Here is a 14,502-nt window from a genome sequence, read left to right as displayed (position 1 = left end):
ATCGGCTCCTTTCACCTTTACGGAAACGCGACTCATGCTGACTTTTGATACGCCTCAGGGTTCTCTGACACTTACCCCCCAGCGCCTGGCCATCGCCGGCTGGGCCGGCCGCGATCAGGCCGGCGTCCAGCATCACATCGCCGAACTCGCCGAGCTGGGCGTCAAACCGCCGTCGAGCGTGCCGCTGTTCTACCGCGCCAGCGCGCAGCTGCTGACCCAGGCAGAGGACGTCGAGATGCTGGGTGGCGACGGCTCCGGCGAGGCCGAGGTGTGCCTGGTCAGCGACAGCGACGGTCGGCTCTGGGTGACGCTCGCCTCCGATCACACCGACCGCAAGCTGGAAGCGGTAGGCGTGGCCGAGTCCAAGCAGCTCTGCGCCAAGCCGGTCGCCGCGACGGCGTGGGCACTCGACGAGGTTCGTGAGCACTGGGACCAGCTGGCGCTGTCGAGTGAGATCGAGGAAGGCGGTCAGTCGGTGACCTATCAGCAGGGCACCCTGGCCGAGCTGCTGGACGTAGAGACGCTGTTGGCCAAACTCCCTGCCGCGCTCAAGCAAGGCGAGTCGCTAGCCCCCAATACGCTGCTGCTGTGCGGCACCGTGCCGGCGATCGGCGGCATCCGTCCCAGCCCGCGCTTTTCGATGTCGCTGGTGGATCCGGTGAGCGATCGCCGCCTCGATCACAGCTACCGCATTGTCGAGCTCGAGGTCGCGCAGTGAGCGGGGCCGATGGCGCCACGGCGTTCTGGCAACGCCCCCCGGCACGGCGACGGCTGAAGGATTGGCAGGCGGCGCTCGCCGCGGGCGAATTCACCCCGGCGGCGGCGCTGGAGGCGCTGACCGAACGCGCTCGATCGCTTCCCGAGGTCACCGCGACGGCCTTCGTCGATTACGATCCCGACACCCTGCGTGCGGGTCTGCAAGGCATCGAACCCGACGGCGCGCTGGCCGGTCTCCCGATCAGCATCAAGGATCTCTTCGACGTGCGAGGAGAGACCACCGCTGCCGGTTCGAAAGTACTTGCCAAGGCGCCATTGGCCCCGCGGGATGCCCCCGCCGTCGCCCGTCTGCGCCAGGCCGGGGCGCTGCTCGCCGGGCGCACCACCATGAGCGAGTTCGCGTTTTCCGGACTCGGCCTCAACCCGCACTGCGGCACGCCGCCCAACCCCTTTGACGTCGAGCGCATCACTGGCGGCTCGACCTCCGGGGGCGCGGCGTCCATCGCCTTCGGCCTGGCCGCGGCCACGCTGGGTAGCGATACCGGAGGTAGCTTGCGCATTCCGGCGGCGTTCTGCGGCCTGACCGGCTTCAAGCCCAGCCAGGCGAGCGTTCCCGGCGAGGGGGCCTACCCGCTGTCGCCGAGCCTCGACTGTGTCGGCCCCATCGCCCCCAGCGTCGACTGCTGCGCGCAGCTCTGGTCGGTGCTGGCGACCGAGCCCATGCCCACTCTCGACCCGACACCGCGCCCGCTGCGACTGGCGGTGCCTCTCGGCGGTCTGCTCCAGGAGTTGGACGACGCCGTCAGGGAGGGCTTCGAGGCGGCCATCGCCCGCTTGGAGGCTGCGGGATGCCACGTCGAGCGGCTGACGTTCGAGGCGGTCGATGGCGCGCTCGCCATCAACCAGCAGGGCGGACTCGTCGTGCCGGAAGCGGCGGCGCTACACCGCGAACAGCTCGAACGCGCGCAGGCCGACTACGATCCGCTGATCGCTGAACGCCTGACCGGCGGCCGCGACATCAGCGCCACGGACTATCTCCAGCGGCTCTGGCCGCGTGCCGGCTGGCAGCGCTGTTTCGCCGAGGAGATGAGCGGCTTCGATGCCGTGCTGCTGCCCACAGTGGCGACACTACCGCCGAAGCGCGCCGAGCTGGAGAACGACGCCGCGGCGTTCCAGCGGGCCAACCGGCTGGCGCTGCGCAACACCAGCGTCTTCAACTATCTCGACGCCGCTTCGATCTCGCTGCCGTTTTTCGTCTCTGACGACGCACTGCCCATCGGCCTGATGCTGTCGCGCCCCCAGGGGCAGGATAGCCAGCTGCTGCAGCAAGCCAGCGTGGTCGAGGCGATGCTGGCCCGCTGAGCGCACTGGCGGTCGCCATGGCCGCCGTTGGCTCCCGCCCTCAATCCCGCCGCCGTCTCGCCACGCGGCGAGATCCGCTGAGTCGGCGGGCGATCCATTCGATGGCCCCCAGCGGCGGCATGGCGGGCAGGTAAAAGCGCCCCAGTGGCGCGACCGATCCGGTAGACGCCGCGACAGTACCGTCGCTCGACTTGCCGGGCCGTGCCACCTCGGCCCGGGCCTTGTCAGCGTTGCCATTGACCTCGTGTTTCCCCGCAGGATGCGCCGGGTAATGGCTGACCTGATGCCGCTCTCGATGGCGCACCAGCGCCGTCGCCAGGGCGATCAGCGCAAACGTGGTGAAGCAGAAGACGCTCCCCTGGCTGCCAATCAGATAGCCGGCCAGAGGTGAGCCGACGACCTGCCCCACCGCGATCATCAAAAACGGCAGCCCCAGCCCCACCGCGGGCCGGTCGGCGTACAGGCCGACGCCCCAGACCAGATAGACACCCGTCAGCATGATGTAGGCCGCGCCGAATAGCGCCGCGGAGATGCCCACGGCCATCAGGTGGGTCGGCATCAGTACCAGTAGCACCAGTGACAGCGCCATGGCGCAAAGCCACACCCGATGAACCCAGTTCACCCCCAGCCGCTCCACCAGATCGCCGGCGACGCCGCCGAATAGCCCCGCCACGCCGATCAGAACCCAGACGCCGCTGGCCGTATTCTGGCCAAAATCACCCAGCGTCATCACCACATCGCTGGCAAAGTTCCAGTAGGCCGCACTCGCCGTGCCCATGCCAATGGCCGCAAGCACCAGCGCGAACATGCCGGGGCGGCGAAGTCCGCCGGTACGAGGTGTCGTCGAATCCGCCTCAGACGGCGTGTCCGACGCGTCGAGACGCCGCGGCACACTGAACCAGAGCATCAGCGCATTGATCAGCGCGGCGACGGCGAAGACGGCATAGGCGAGCCGCCACTGGCCCGTGGCGAGGAAGGCAACGGGGCCGGAGACCGCGACGCCGAGACTGGTACCGGCATTGATCAGCGTATTGGCGCGCCCCTGGCGGGCCTCGTCGATCACCCCCGAGACCGCCTGCGCCATGGGCGGCGAAGCGAGCCCGGTGCTCATTCCCGCGAACAGGATGGCGACGGCCAGCACCAGCGGGTGAGTGCTCACGGCGATGGCGGCCATACCGCCCGCCGCCACCAGTGCGGCGATGACGGCGACGAGCCGCGCCCCCAGTCGCTCGACCCACAGGGCGCTCGCCACGATGGCCAGGCAGTACCCGACGTAGGCGCCGCTGCCAATGAACCCCGCCGTGGCAGTGCTCAGCCCCACGTCGTCGCGCATGCTGGGGAGAAAGAGCCCGTAGGCGAAACGGGCCAGCCCGTAGCTAATACCGATCAACAGGATGCCGGCGACGATCAAACGGCGTTCGGGACGCTTCATGGGGTCTCTCCTTGAGGTGTAAAATGATCGTTTTCCATTGGGGCGATAAGACTCCCCGGCAGCAAGCCGGTGGGACGATCGGTCGCTATTCGGTCGAGATCAGCGCGAGAAAAGGCGGCTCATTCCGTCTTCGGCTCCCTCGCTCTCGCCGCCGAGACGAGCGTATGGACGGCGCGGCGGGCCGCGCTGGCCATCGCCTCGCCACGGTAGGTGTAGGCATGCACCATGCCTTCGAACAGCACCAGGATCTCGTCGGCGAGCGCCTCGTCGCGACTCCCGATCTCCGAGACCACGAGTTCGCCGATCGTCTCCTGCATGAATGCCTTGTGCCGCGACATCGCCTCGGCGATTTCGGGCACGTCGCCGCCGGTCTCGCGCCAGGTGCGCAAAAACAGACAGCCTCGCGCGCCCTCCTCCGCGAACCATGTCTCCAGTGCGGCGAAGAACGCGTCGACGCTGGCGACATCGACCCGGCGCCGAAAGCGACGATCGCGCGCCTGAAGTACCGCGGCCATCAGACCGTTCTTGCTGCCCACGTGCTTGTAGAGCGTGCGGCTGGAGATGCCGGCGGCGCTGGTCAGCCGATCCATGCCTGTGGCAGTAAAGCCATGACGGTCGAAGAGCGCTTCCGCGGCGTCGAGTAGCCGCGCGCGAATGTCGTTGCTGGCCTGCATGTCCCGTCCTCGAGGTGTTGGCTTCACCACCAATGTAAAACGATCACTTTACACAATCAAGTCGCTCGCCGGACAATCTCTCAAGCTCGTGGCGACCCGGTCGGGTTGCACACACGCCAGGCACCATCAAAAACAGCACGGCGGGGCNNGCCCCGCCGTGCTGTCGGTCTGCCGCGGGTGGCCGAGATCGACTCCCGACGCCGTTGATCAACCCTGCGGCGTGAACTCCGCTTCGATCTCTAGCTCGACCTCATCGCTGATGCCCATGACGCTGTCGCCTTCCGGCAGCAGATAGTCGAGGCCCCAGTCGCTGCGCATCATCTCGGCCTCACCATCGAAACCGAGACGGTAGTTCTTGTCGAAGGGGTAGACGGCGGCTTGATTGAAATCAGCCTCCAGCGTCAACGGGTGAGTCTGGCCGTTGAAGGTCAGCTCGCCTTCAATGGTCGCCTCGTTGTCGTCGTCCAGCGCAATCTGGGTCGAGCGGAAGGTGGCAGTCGGGTTCTCATCAACGTCGAAGAAGTCGTCGCTGGCGAGGTGGTCGTCCAGGGCCCCGCCGGTGACCACCTGGTCGAGCGGAATCTCGATGTTCAGCTCGCTCTGGGCCGGGTCCTCAGCGAGCGTCAGCGTCCCGGTGATGCCGGTGAACTGCCCCTGATAGGTGGAGAAACCGTAGTGGTCCACGGCCCAGGTAATCTTGGAGTGCGAGCCGTCGAGGTCGTAGGTCCCGGCCGGCACCTCGGCGATGTCGTTCGTCTCGGGCTGCTCGGCCGCCAACACGGCGCCGCTGCTCATCAGGCCGACAAGCGTGGTGACGCCCAGCGTGGTCATCGTGCGATTCATGAGTTTTCTCCCTAAACCTATTGAGTCAGTAACGACGTCATTCAGCGTAGGAGAAAACTGGGGACGCGTGGGTCCGGCATCCGGCCCGGCAATCCGCGCTCAGCAGCAGGCGTAGGCAACGGCGACAGCCCTCGCCCTTTTCAAGTTGATGAACCGTGCGTGTCGGTTTCAAAGCGCCAGGCATGCGCCACCATCTCATCCAGCGAATACGCCGGCTGCCATCCCAGGGCTTGCTCGACCTTGGCGACATCGGCCACGAGATACGCCGGATCGCCCGGCCGCCGTGATGCACTGTTGACCGCGAAATCGCGCCCCGTCACTCGCTTGGTGGACTCGATGACCTCTCGGACGCTATAGCCGACACCGCTGCCGAGATTGAAGACGTCACCCGATTCGCCGCGCAGCAGACGCTCCAGCCCCAACCGGTGAGCGCGACACAGGTCTGCGACATGGACGAAATCCCTGACACAGGAGCCATCCGGCGTCGGGTAGTCGTCACCGAAGATGGTGAAGGTTTGTCGGCGCCCGGAAGCCGCCTGCAGCAAGAGTGGGATGACGTGCGTCTCGGGATCATGACGCTCGCCCAGCTGCCCCTCGGGATCGGCACCCGCGGCATTGAAGTAGCGAAAAACCACTGAGCGAAGCCCGTAGCTGCGCGAGTAGTCACGCAGGACCTGCTCGATGATTCTCTTCGTCCAACCGTAGGGGTTGATGGGGCTGCCGATATCACTTTCCCGGATCAGACCGGGAATGGAGTCACCGTAAACGGCTGCCGTCGAGGAGAAGATGAAGCGCTCCACGCCATGACGGCGCATCGCCGCCAGCAATCGGAGTGTCTTGGCCACGTTGTTGTCGTAATACGCCTCGGGGTCCTTGACGGACGCCCCCACCTCCGTTAACGCCGCAAAATGCATGACGGCATCGAAGGTGTGTGCGGTAAAGAGCCGGTCGAGCGTGTCGGGTTCTCCCAGATCGCCGACGACGAGTTCGGCGTTCAGCACGGCATCGGCATGTCCCGTCGACAAATTGTCGAGCACCGTGACGGCATAGCCGGCACGGACCAGGTGATCAACCATATGAGAGCCGATATACCCGGCGCCACCGACAACCAGTACGTTTCGTGCGGACATTCCTGCCTCCAGTCGGGGGCTTTCAAGTACTGGCGGTAACGTGGGCCACCTCACGTTCTCGTGCGGCGCATCGTTGCACCTGTCACGAGAGTGACGATGTGGCCCCGCCGACAGACCATTTTTCCAGCTTGCGGTATAGCGTCGAGGGGCTCACTGCCAGATCTCTCGCCGCCCCCGGTATGCTGCCATTGTTTCTGGCGATCGCGTTCTCGATCGCCATCTTTTCGATCTGCTCCAGCGTCAGCCCCTGAAACGAGAGTCCCGCCAGCGACTCATCGTCCCCACTTGGGCTCGGCGCACTATCCAGAGCCGGATTCGCCTCGGCCGTCCGGTAACCTGGCGGTGACGCCGACGTCGTGACATTGAGAGTCTCCAGCGACAGCGTCGGCCCGGCGCTCATGACGACGGCGCGTCGCACCTCGTTCTGCAGCTCGCGGACGTTACCCGGCCAGCGGTGGCGGCGCAACAGGGTGAGCACGGCTTCGCCCAGCGGCTCGAAAGACTTGTTCTCCTCTGCCGAAAAGCGGTCGACGAACCCTTGCGCCAGCAGCACAACGTCATCATCGCGCTCACGCAGCGGCGGCAACTCGATAGGGAGTACCGACAAGCGGTAGAACAGGTCTTCACGAAAGCGTCCCGCCTGCATTTCAACCAGGGGATCACGATTGGTGGCACAGATCACGCGCACGTCCACCGGTACGGCTCGGCTACTCCCCACCGGCTGAATCATGCCGGTCTGAAGAAAGCGCAGCAGTTTGACCTGCAGCTTCAGCTCCATCTCGCAGATCTCATCCAGAAAGAGCGTGCCGCCGCTGGCCTCCTTGGCAGCCCCCGTGCGATGTTCCAGCGCGCCCGTGAACGCGCCTTTGACATGACCGAACAGCTCAGACTCGAGAAGGTTTTCGGGAATGGCACCGCAGTTGATCGCGACGAAGCGCCCCTCGCGGCGTTGGCTGACATTATGGATGGCTTCCGCCGTCACTTCCTTGCCGGTGCCACTCTCGCCGGTCACGAACACGGTCGCCTTGGAATTGGCGACATTCTCGATCGCTCGATAGACGACCTGCATGGCATCGGATGCGCCGATGAAGCCTTGAAACGACTCGCGGCGCTGAACCTGCCTGGCAAGCACCAGCTCGTTCTCGAGTCGACGTCGCTCGCCGGCTCGATCCACGGTCGTGACCAGCCGCTCGGGCGCTACGGGCTTGACCAGAAAATCATAGGCGCCGAGGCGCATGGCATTGATGGCGCGATTGATCGAGCCATCCGCCGTAATCACCACGGTGCTCGTCTGCTCGGTCATCTCCGGCGTCGATGCCATGAGTTCCAGACCATCGGTGTCAGGCAACCCGAGATCGAGCAGGATGACATCGAAAGCCTGGCCACCGTGACGAGATGCCAGCTGTTGCTGAGCGTCGGCACCGCTCCCCGCCAGCTCGACCACGCATCCTGCCGCCTCGAGCTGGCTGGCGTAGGTCAACGCCAGTGACAGGGTATCTTCGACAATAAGAACATGCGTCTTTTCGCTCATGATGGGTCGCTTTCCGAATGAGGCTTGATGATGAAACGCGCCGCGTGCGCCGTGCCTCCCTCACACCAGTGAACCGTACTGTTGTCACCGTAGAACGTAATGCACTGTTGAACCAGACCATAGGCGATGTGGGCGAAGGCACGGTGCGATCGATAAATAACCACATACCCTTCGGGTCCCTCATGGGTGACCACTTCCGGCGGCGTCGCGCCGGGGTAGATCACCTTGACCTCCTCATGGATGTGGCTCTGGACATGATCCAGCAGTTCGCGGGCGCTCTGATAGCGCGTCAAAAGATGCGGGAAGCGAACCTCGAATCGCTGAAAGAGATACAGACCGAAGCGCTCGCAAAGATCGGCAGCATCGGCGTCGGCGAGTCGTGCAGCCGTCGCTACCATGTCGGCCGCCTGAACGCTGGGATAATTACCTACGGAGGTAAAGGCCGCGTTGTTGGGCAGGGCGACTTCATCGACGACACGCTCGGTAAACTCACCGCCAAACTGCTCATCCATAAAGTTCATTAACTCGACGAATATGACGCCTTTCATGAGTGTTGCCTCGCTCGCGGGTCGTGAAATCGCCCTTGTATTAAGACAAAGCAATAACCGGACCAACATTGACACACCCGCCCATCGCGCTTCCGACTCGACAATTGCTTCGATAATTGCGTTATGCAAACGCTGTTTTGCATAACGCCTGCTTAGGGATTGCGGAACGCAAAAAAGAGATGAATGATCAAGAATGCCGCAAAATGGTATGACATACCGAATATTTAAAGTGGCTTATGATCCGCTAGGCTTTTAGTCACAAGCAAAGATTCAAGGGGAGCAGGTATGCGCAACATCCGGTCCAGTGTCACGCTGCTGGCGATTGCGATCTCGAGCATGCTGACGCTGAGCGCCTGTCGCTCCGCCCCCCAGCCAGAGAACCTTGATACTGCACCCTGGATGCCCGAGCACGCCGTCCCCTACGACAGTCAATGTGGTCAGCCAGAATCGCTCCCACCGCCCCCGCAGGCGACGCAGGTGCCCCCCGAGACACTGCGCGCCGCGCCCGCCATCGTCGCCCCAGGGGATCGTTTACGGGTGGACGTCATGGGGGACTCCGGCGACCTTTCGAGCCTTTATGTGATCGATGAATATGGGCAGCTCGACATGCCAGGCCTGCCGGCCATCGATACCACCCAGCAGTCGGTGAAAGAGATCGAGACCCGACTGGGCCAACTTCTGGTTCGCGAGCAGCTGGTCCGCCCACTGCCACGGGTCGCGGCAGTCTCGCTGGTGGAGCGGGCCGGGATTTTCGTCTTTGTCCAAGGGTCGGTCTTCAATGAGGGGACGGTTCGTGTCGGCGAGCGCCCCGTGGAGAACCGGGTGGGCCAACGCGAAGGACCGGCCACGGGAGACGCCAATACCGAACGTAGCCTCTCGGCCGCCCTGCGGGCCGCCGGCGGTGTCCGGCCTGACGCGGATCTCGCTCATGTGCGCGTGCTTCGGGGCGAGCGCTGGACGGAAATCGATCTGACAGGCCTATTGAGCGGCGAGGTCGCCCTGGACTTGAGGCTCGCGGCACAGGATCGGATCTACGTCCCCACGACCCACTGCTTCGCTCCCGAGCTCATCAGGCCGAGTCCCGTTACGCCACCCGGCATTCGTATCTACATGTCGAACCTGTCGCGGCCCGCCGCCAGTAACGCCACGTCGGCGATCGGCAAGGAAACGACCAGCCTGCCCTACGGCACGCGCCTGCTTCAGGGGCTGGTGGCCGCCAACTGCGTCGGCGGCTCGGCCATGAACGCGCATCGGGAAGCCATCCTGATCTCCACCAATCCCTTCAACGGTGAAACCTTCGTGATGGCTCGCGACGTCGAGGCCATGCTGGAAAGCGCCGATCGAGATCGAGTGAATCCTTACCTGATGCCCGGAGATGCCCTTGCCTGCTACGACAGCCGGTGGATGAACGTACGCGATGCGATATCGATGGCGGGCGATGCACTGGGGCCGGCGGCCACCGTCATACTGATCAATGATGTGTCTCAATGAGTCGCCATTCAGCGGCGCCGCCTCGTCGGCTGGTCAGGGCATGGTGGTTCATCCGCGACGGGCTGCCGGCCGCCGGTCGCTATCGGCGGTACGTGTTCGCCATGCTGCCGTTCATCCTGGCGATCTGGGGGTTGGCCATCGCCTATATTCTTGTCGCGCCGGTCAATTACAAAAGCACGATGACGCTGATTTTACCCGGCTCAGGGGTTGGCGGTTCCCTCAACCTGGAGTCGATCGGCCAGGCCACCTCGCAGTCGAGCTCGGCATTTGCGACGCCGGCGCTCAGCCCGACGGAAAATTACAAACGACTGCTGACTGCAGACATCACCCTGCGCAAGGGGGCGCTGCACGTCGACAAGACAATGGACATGCTGCCCAAACCCAGCGTCAGCCTGGTGGATCAGACGAACCTCATCATGGTATCGCTGAAGGCGCCCACACCGCAGGACGCGCAGAACTGCCTGATCGCCTTGAGGCAAGCCTTTCTGGAAGTGCTGGTAGAACTACGCCAGGACGAAGCGGCCAAGCGAGAGGCCGCCGATCTCGCGCAGATCGAACTGCTGGAGGAGAAGCTGCAGCAGGCCCAGCAGCAGATCCTCGAATTTCAGGGAGCGTCCGGACTGGCGACCATGGATCAGTTTCATCAGCGACTGAACGTGATCGACGGCCTGAGGCAGGACCGGCGTGACCTCCAACTGGAGCTCGAGCGGCTACAGGCGGATGCCGAGGGGCTAAGCGACACCCTGCAGGTCTCCGTGGCAGATGCCCACAGTGCTCTGCTGCTCAAGGCTGATCCTATCTTTCAGTCGCTGTTGTCCCGCTACGCGCTGGTTCTGACCGACTGGAATCAGGCGCGCGCCACGCTCGGTGACAATCATCTGCAACTGGTCGAATTGGGGGCCCAGAAACAGACGCTGCAGAATGTCCTGCTAGGCCGCGGTCAGGCACTGACCGACCTCGACCGAGAGGCCCTGCTTCAGTTTGCCGACCTGGCGGTCAGTGACGGTCGGGGACGCATCTTTGACGACCTGCTCAGCGCCATGGGCAGGATCGCGGGCACCGAAGGCGCCCTGACCGAGGTCAGTCGACAAATTCGCCAGCAGAGCGACGCATCCCAGGCGCTCGTGCAAACCGCCGCGAGGCTTTCCGAACTGCTGCGAGAGCGCCGGGTCGCGGAAGCGGTATTCTCCTCGGCACTGGCCCGGCTGGACACCAACAAGTCCGACCCCTTTTCGTCCTACCCGCTGGTCCAGACCTTCGAATCCCCGTCGCTGCCGGAAGCGCCCTCCTCGCCCTCCGTGGTGCTGGCCATTGCCGGCGCCGTCGTTGCCACCATCTTCGTGATCACAGGCTTCCTGCTGCTATGGCTACGCCAGCCCCTCATCCAGTTACTGTTGCCGAAAGAGTCGTCTCAGTCGCCATACAGAGTACCTGGGGACTCTGGCTGATCGGCGGGCTCTACATCGCCGGGCCCGCGCTGGCCTGGATTTTGGCAATGATGGCGGCGGTGACGCTGTATATCGCGCCGGCGCGACCGCCTCACCTCAGGCCGCCGCCGCTGCACACACTCATCCTGATATGGCTACTGGCCATGCTGGTGATGCTGTTCGCGCTGATCGTCGGTCATTTCCTCAACGAGCTGGGGCTACCCAAGACGATCAAGTCATCGATCGGTTGGGCCAAGGGTTGGGCACTGCTGGCCCTGTTTCCCCTGGCCGGCGCTGTCCTCTCCATACGCCCGGAAGTCATCTATCGGGCGATATGTCGGCTGGGTCTGCAGACCTTGCTGCTGATCCCCCTCTTTCTGGTGGCGCCGTTTATCGGTCTGCCCGGTCTGCTCTACGTGTCGCCGCTCAAGATCGTCGGCGGTTCGGGGCCGGAGTACTTTGCCGTGATCCTGTATACGCTGGAGCCCGGAGCGGGCACGCCCCGCTGGCAGTTTTTCGCGCCCTGGTCTCCCGCCGCCGGCATGATCGCGGTGGTCCACATTCTGTGCGCTCTTGAGGAGAAGCATCCGGGCTGGAAGATCATCGGTGTGCTTGCTGGCCTTCTGCTGGCGCTGCTCTGCCAGTCACGGCTGGCGCTGGTCGCGCTGGCCATCGTCTGGCCCTTCTGTTTCGGGGTGAGCCGGCTGCGACAGGCGTGGACCTGGTTCGCCGCCGCCCCCGCCATTCTGATACTCGGGCTTCTGGCCCCCCAAATACAGACGCTGCTGGATCAGCTCATCGAAGGTTTCACCAGCGCCCGCGCCGACTCCAGCCGGGTTCGCGCCGCCCTGGGACGGATTGCCATGGAGCGGTGGCGCAATGAAGCCCCATGGTTTGGCCACGGCATCGTGGAGAACGGCCCGCACCTCGTCGAGTACATGCCGATCGGTAGCCATCACAGCTGGTATGGACTGCTTTTCGTCAAGGGACTGGTAGGCGCGCTGGCGCTGGCGATTCCACTCGCGGCCAGTTTCTGGGTGGTTGGAAAACTGTCGCTATACGAGTCGATTGGTCGCGTCGCCCTCTCCATGTTGCTGCTGTTGACGCTCTACAGCTTCGGAGAAAACCTGGAGATATTGAGCTACCTCTACTGGCCCGCGCTGATGCTCATCGGCATCGCCGCACGCCGGGCGGTACTGCGCCGGTCGGCGCTGCCGGGGCTTGCCGTGTCGGCACCCGGCGATCGTTCGGCCGTCTCGGTGTCAGGCCAGGCGGAGTAACTCACGCCAGGACGCGAGGCGACGCTCGGCCAGGTCTGCCGTCGATTGCCGGGCGGCCAGCGCCAGGGTCTGGAGCGTAGGGCCGTCCAGCGCCTCCAGCACCGCTTTCAGCTCGGTGTCAGCGGTAAAGTCGACCACCCTGCCTGCCTGCCCGACCTGCTCCGGCAGGCCATCGACGTCGGCCACCAGAATCGGCCTGCCCGCCTGTCGCGCCTCGGTGGCAACCAACCCGAAGGCCTCCCAGCGCGACGGCACCACGATGAGATCGCAAGCGCCCAGAAAAGCGGCGCGATCGGTGACCTGGCCAACGAAATCGATGTTGCACGCCCCCGCCGCCAAGGCGCGCAGCGCCGCTTCGGTCGGGCCACTTCCACCCAGTCGCAGGCGATAGCGCTGCGGGTCGAGCCTCCGAAAGTGCGTGATCAGCCGATCGAATGCCTTCTGTTCGGCGAATCGCCCGTAGGCGCCCAGAACCAGCGGGCGCTGCTCCTGCCAGTGAGGTAGCGGGAGCGTGTCTAGCCCGGTGACACCGCTCCAGGGCCGCACGACGCTGAGGTCGGCCTCTGGCAAGCCGGTGACCGTCCTGAGCCATTGGGCCTGCCCCTCCGAAACGGCAACGACATGGTCGAACAGCCGATAGGCCAGTTTGAGCATCAGCCGGAATCGCTCGGGCCGGGATACCTTCAAACACTCCCAGCTACCGGTATAGCTGTGCTCGATATGGATGAGCCTGGCGCCACGAGCCCGCCACTTCAGCGACGCCAGAAAGGGTAACGCCCGCCACCTCGGAGGGAAGTGGGTGATGACAATATCGGCATCGCAGACCGGCGCCTGCTGACGATCCGGGTCGACCTGTAAGACACGCGAGTCGATCGAGGCCGACAGCGACGGGTGTGCCAGTACCTGCAACGCCTGCATCACGCCACCGGGGGAGACATCGTCGACGAGACTGATCACCTTCAAGCGTGTCATGCGGCCACCTCCGAGCCCAAGCGGCGGTTGAGCAGTGAGTTGAAGGTTTCACGCGACAGCCAGCGGGCAGCCAGGGCCCCGACACTGGTCTCCAGCGTTTTGACCGGCTCCTGAAGCGCGATCCAGGGACTGGCAGCCAACGCCTGACGCATCAGCGCAACGGCGAAGGAGCCATCTCCCAGCTGAACCGCCCGGCGAGCGAGATAGCGCAGCTGGTAGGCCCTGGCGCGCGCCCCGTAGCGGGCAAGTAGCGCCGGCGCGTACTCCTGCGCCTTGGTGATGGCCCGCTCCCAGCTTTCGTACTGGCGAATCACGTTGGCCGAGAGCCCGCCCGTGACGATGCGATAGTCGGTCAACAATCCATCGATCCCTTCGAAATGGCAGCCGTGTTTGCCAATCAGGCGCAGCCAAAGCTCGATGTCCTCGGACTGCCGGAAACTCTCGTCGAACCAGCACAGCCGACCGGGCTCCTGCGGATGCACGAACAGGGCGGCGTCCAGCGCCCGGCGGCGAATGACCGGCGCCGAGCCATTGCCGATCGGGTTGCGCGTGAGGATATGACGCGCTGCCACGCCGGTGAGACGAGGCTGCTGGGTGATGCCCAGCGGCCGGCCAGCGGCATCGATCAAGCGCGACCCCGAATAGCTGACGTCCACGCTCTCATCCGCTCTCAGGTGAATATAGTGAAGCGAAAGTTTCGCGGTATCCCAGCGATCATCGGAATCGAGCAGCGCGACATAGTCTCCCCGTGCGACCGCGATACCACTGTTGCGAGCGCCCGCCAGCCCGCGATTGCGCTGAGTCACGACCCGGATGCGTTCATCGGTGAACGTGCGGCAGATGTCCATGCTTCTGTCGTGGGAGCCGTCGTCGACGATGATCAGTTCGAAGTCGGTAAACGTCTGTGCGAGAACGGACTGGATGGCTTCGCCGACGAAGGCTTCCACATTGTAGACAGGCATGACGACGGAGAAGGTGGGCGTGTTCATGGTCGATTCCTCAAGGTTGGCGTAAGGCGTGACATGCCTCCTCCTTTACAAGAACCGTGCCAGATTTATTTTATTGTTTTATTTTAATGACTTGGATTTTAATTCA

At 64.2% G+C, this 14,502-nt stretch carries 13 protein-coding genes; 5 read left to right on the top strand and 8 right to left on the bottom strand.

Features of this window, described 5'->3' with window-relative positions; translation table 11 throughout:
* Positions 1-34 precede the first annotated feature (34 nt).
* Positions 35-718 carry a DUF2848 domain-containing protein gene (locus tag DOM41_RS06505; RefSeq protein ID WP_110686023.1) on the top strand — a complete coding sequence of 228 codons (684 nt, stop codon included), beginning with the start codon at positions 35-37 and terminating at the stop codon, positions 716-718.
* Positions 715-2,079 carry an amidase gene (locus DOM41_RS06500; RefSeq protein WP_223160943.1) on the top strand — a complete coding sequence of 455 codons (1,365 nt, stop codon included), beginning with the start codon at positions 715-717 and terminating at the stop codon, positions 2,077-2,079. Before DOM41_RS06505 ends, DOM41_RS06500 begins: the two co-directional genes overlap by 4 nt.
* Positions 2,080-2,119: 40 nt before the next feature.
* Here the strand turns inward: DOM41_RS06500 and DOM41_RS06495 are convergent, their stop codons facing one another.
* From DOM41_RS06495 to DOM41_RS06470, 6 genes are all read right to left on the bottom strand, one after another.
* Positions 2,120-3,511 (bottom strand): MFS transporter, encoded by a 1,392-nt coding sequence (locus DOM41_RS06495; RefSeq protein ID WP_110686022.1) that lies wholly within the window; start codon positions 3,509-3,511, stop codon positions 2,120-2,122.
* Positions 3,512-3,630: 119 nt separating this feature from the next.
* Positions 3,631-4,185, bottom strand: coding sequence for a TetR/AcrR family transcriptional regulator (locus DOM41_RS06490; protein ID WP_110686021.1), 555 nt, complete (start codon positions 4,183-4,185; stop codon positions 3,631-3,633).
* 207 nt (positions 4,186-4,392) lie between these two features.
* On the bottom strand, positions 4,393-5,028 hold the full coding sequence (locus DOM41_RS06485) for a YceI family protein (RefSeq protein ID WP_223160942.1): 636 nt from the start codon (positions 5,026-5,028) through the stop codon (positions 4,393-4,395).
* 140 nt (positions 5,029-5,168) lie between these two features.
* On the bottom strand, positions 5,169-6,158 hold the full coding sequence (gene galE / locus DOM41_RS06480; protein ID WP_110686020.1) for a UDP-glucose 4-epimerase GalE: 990 nt from the start codon (positions 6,156-6,158) through the stop codon (positions 5,169-5,171).
* 82 nt (positions 6,159-6,240) lie between these two features.
* Positions 6,241-7,689, bottom strand: a complete 1,449-nt coding sequence (locus DOM41_RS06475; protein WP_110686019.1) for a sigma-54-dependent transcriptional regulator — start codon at positions 7,687-7,689, stop codon at positions 6,241-6,243.
* Positions 7,686-8,237, bottom strand: a complete 552-nt coding sequence (locus DOM41_RS06470; protein WP_157956873.1) for a heme NO-binding domain-containing protein — start codon at positions 8,235-8,237, stop codon at positions 7,686-7,688. The genes DOM41_RS06475 and DOM41_RS06470 overlap by 4 nt, the downstream gene beginning before the upstream one ends.
* A gap of 285 nt (positions 8,238-8,522) precedes the next feature.
* Between DOM41_RS06470 and DOM41_RS06465 the strand changes: the two genes are divergently transcribed.
* The 3 genes from DOM41_RS06465 to DOM41_RS06455 are packed head-to-tail and all read left to right on the top strand — an operon-like array spanning position 8,523 to position 12,435.
* Positions 8,523-9,728, top strand: coding sequence for a polysaccharide biosynthesis/export family protein (locus DOM41_RS06465; protein ID WP_110686017.1), 1,206 nt, complete (start codon positions 8,523-8,525; stop codon positions 9,726-9,728).
* Positions 9,725-11,176: a GumC family protein gene (locus DOM41_RS06460; RefSeq protein WP_110686016.1), complete on the top strand. Its 1,452-nt coding sequence runs from the start codon at positions 9,725-9,727 to the stop codon at positions 11,174-11,176. Before DOM41_RS06465 ends, DOM41_RS06460 begins: the two co-directional genes overlap by 4 nt.
* Positions 11,092-12,435 (top strand): O-antigen ligase domain-containing protein, encoded by a 1,344-nt coding sequence (locus DOM41_RS06455; RefSeq protein ID WP_110686015.1) that lies wholly within the window; start codon positions 11,092-11,094, stop codon positions 12,433-12,435. Before DOM41_RS06460 ends, DOM41_RS06455 begins: the two co-directional genes overlap by 85 nt.
* Here the strand turns inward: DOM41_RS06455 and DOM41_RS06450 are convergent.
* Together DOM41_RS06450 and DOM41_RS06445 are read right to left on the bottom strand one after the other, a co-directional pair.
* Entirely contained in the window at positions 12,418-13,407 is a 990-nt protein-coding gene (locus DOM41_RS06450; protein ID WP_110686014.1) for a glycosyltransferase family 4 protein, read from the bottom strand. The two genes, DOM41_RS06455 and DOM41_RS06450, sit on opposite strands and share 18 nt — an antisense overlap.
* The gene (locus DOM41_RS06445) at positions 13,404-14,396 is read right to left on the bottom strand and encodes a glycosyltransferase family 2 protein (protein WP_110686013.1); all 993 of its coding nucleotides are present in this window, start codon (positions 14,394-14,396) and stop codon (positions 13,404-13,406) included. Before DOM41_RS06445 ends, DOM41_RS06450 begins: the two co-directional genes overlap by 4 nt.
* Between the last annotated feature and the right edge of the window lie 106 nt (positions 14,397-14,502).

The organism is Salinicola aestuarinus (genome assembly GCF_003206645.1).
GTDB classification, from domain to species: domain Bacteria; phylum Pseudomonadota; class Gammaproteobacteria; order Pseudomonadales; family Halomonadaceae; genus Salinicola; species Salinicola aestuarinus.
The sequence above is the reverse complement of the archived record's forward strand: the minus strand, read 5'-3'. Positions and strand labels throughout refer to the sequence as shown.